The sequence below is a fragment of the Flavobacterium sp. genome (assembly GCF_035760125.1).
GTDB lineage: Bacteria > Bacteroidota > Bacteroidia > Flavobacteriales > Flavobacteriaceae > Flavobacterium.
Map to the genome: position 1 here is coordinate 1 of NZ_DASTTN010000165.1, position 2487 is coordinate 2487.

1 protein-coding gene is annotated in these 2487 nt (G+C 31.8%); it reads left to right on the forward strand.

All coding sequences use genetic code 11. From position 1 onward, the window contains the following. A partial coding sequence (locus VFS71_RS06395; protein ID WP_326400071.1) for a polysaccharide biosynthesis tyrosine autokinase occupies positions 1–2391 on the forward strand: 2391 nt, incomplete at its 5' end. Positions 2392–2487 lie beyond the last annotated feature (96 nt).

Here is a 2487-nt window from a genome sequence, read left to right on the forward strand (position 1 = left end):
TTTTTAATAAAGATATTAAGTTATTGGAAATGGTTTTTGCTATCCATAGTTATAGCATTAATGATTGCATATCAGGTTAATATACGCAAAGAAAAAATTTATGGAATTGAAACCCTAATTTCGGTTAAGGAAGAAACCAATCCACTTTTTACATCTAGCACCAATTTGGTTTTTAATTGGGGTGGCGCTTCAGATCAAATGCAGACAATCTCCACCACTTTGCAGTCCCGCTCACACAATGAATTGGTGGTAGATAAGTTACAATTTTATATTGATTATTTGGTACAAGGAGAATACAATCTTGTAGACGCTTATGGAGCCGTTCCATTTCATCTAGAAATTGATAAAAAACAAGGGCAATTAGCTGGGAATCTAATTGGTATTAAGTTTGTTAGTGAAAATGAATATGAATTGAGAATCCCCTTTGAAGGAACATCTGTATCACTGATTCATTATTCTGATAATAGCCAAAGCAATACATCAGTTGTTGAGGGCGAATTTGTCAAAAGATGCAAAGTTGGTCAAAAAGTATCTTTACCTTTTTTAAATTGGAAGTTGCAAATTAATGACAATCCAGGTTTGTATAAAGGGAATGAATACTTTGTGAGATTCAATGATTTTGACGGTACAGTTTCGAATTATAGAAACATAAATGTTAAAACTGATGATAAAGGAAGTTCTATAATCACTTTGGGAATGCAGGGTACCAATAAAGCCCGAATGGTTGATTATCTGAATTCGACTGTAAATATGTTGATAAAAAGGCAATTAGATAGTAAGAATCAATTTGCAACAAATACCATTAATTTTATTGATAGTACACTTGTGGCAATGGAGTCTCAGCTAAAACAGACAGGTGACGAGTTAAAATCTTTTAGAAAAGATAAAAATATTTATGAGGTTGAAGAAGGCGGAGGCGCTAAATTTTCGGATAAAATTCTTGATTTTGATGTAGAAAAAGATGCTATAAATAGAAAAATAAGTTATTATAATTCGTTAAAATCTTATTTGAGAAATAGCGTTGATTATTCTAAATTACCTGCACCTTCTGTGGCTGGAATTGAAGACCCTAATATTGTTGTCAATGTTTCTAAATTAATTGCTCTTTCTACCCAAAGATCGGAAATGGCTTACGCTGTTAAAAGTGAAAAAATATTTAGGGATTTTGATAATCAAATGCAAGCAGTAAAAAACGTTTTATTGGAAAATATTACTACTGCAAAAAGTTCCTTGGATTATGATTTGGCGATGGTAGCGAGCAAAATTAATCAAGCAGAAAGTAAAATTAAGCGACTTCCGGATGATCAACAAGAATTAATAAAAATCAAAAGGAAATATGACTTAAACGATAATATATATAGTACTTTCCTTCAAAAAAGGAGTGAGGCTGATATTGTAAAAGCAGCAAATTTGTCTGATATTCATTTTATTGATTCAGCAAAAGATATTGGAGGAGGTCTTATTGGACCTAAGACAGGAGTGAATTATGTGTTGGCTTTATTTCTAGGGTTGTTACTTCCTTTGTTGGTTATTGTTGTTGTTTTTTTTATTAATAATACCATTCAAAATCCAGACGATATCAGTAAATTAACGAAGATTCCGTTAATTGGCATTGTTGGGATAAATACAGATCATAATAATTTGGCAGTATTTGAAAAGCCAAAATCAGCTTTGTCCGAATCCTTTAGGGCTATTCGTTCCTCTCTTCAATTTTTGTATAAAAAGAGCAATGTCGCTGGAGCAAAAACATTGATGATAACGTCTTCTGTGAGTGGCGAAGGGAAAACATTTTGTTCCATAAATATTGCCACAGTATTTGCTTTAAGCGAAAAAAAGACTGTAATTGTTGGGTTGGATCTAAGAAAGCCTAGATTGTTTGATGAATTTAATTTGACCAATACAGTTGGAGTAGTTAATTATTTGATTAAGGACAAAAGCTTGGAGGAGATTGTAAATCATACTTCTGTTCCTTTCCTTGATGTAATATTTTCGGGCCCTATACCGCCTAATCCATCAGAATTAATAATGAGTGATGGAATGAAAGATTTGATAGATGAGTTGAAAACTAAGTATGATTATATTATTTTAGACACCCCTCCAGTCGGTTTGGTAGCTGATTCACTCGAGTTGGCACAATATTGTGACGTTACCTTATATATCGTAAGACAGAATTTTACTAAAAAGGAAATGATAACATTATTGAATAATAGGGTAAATCGAGACGAGCTTCACAATACCAGTATCATTTTGAATGGTTTTGAAAATAAAGCTAAATATGGAGGAGGTTATGGTTATGGCTATGGTTATGGAAACGGGAATTATTCAAATGGGTATCATGAGGTTGAAAAGAAAAAAAATCTAATAGAAAAATTAGTAGGAAAGAAAAAATAATTACATCTGTTTTAAAAATATTAAAAAAATGACAGAAAACAATAAAATGAAAATACTAATTACAGGAGGAGCAGGATTTATTGGATCTAATCTATG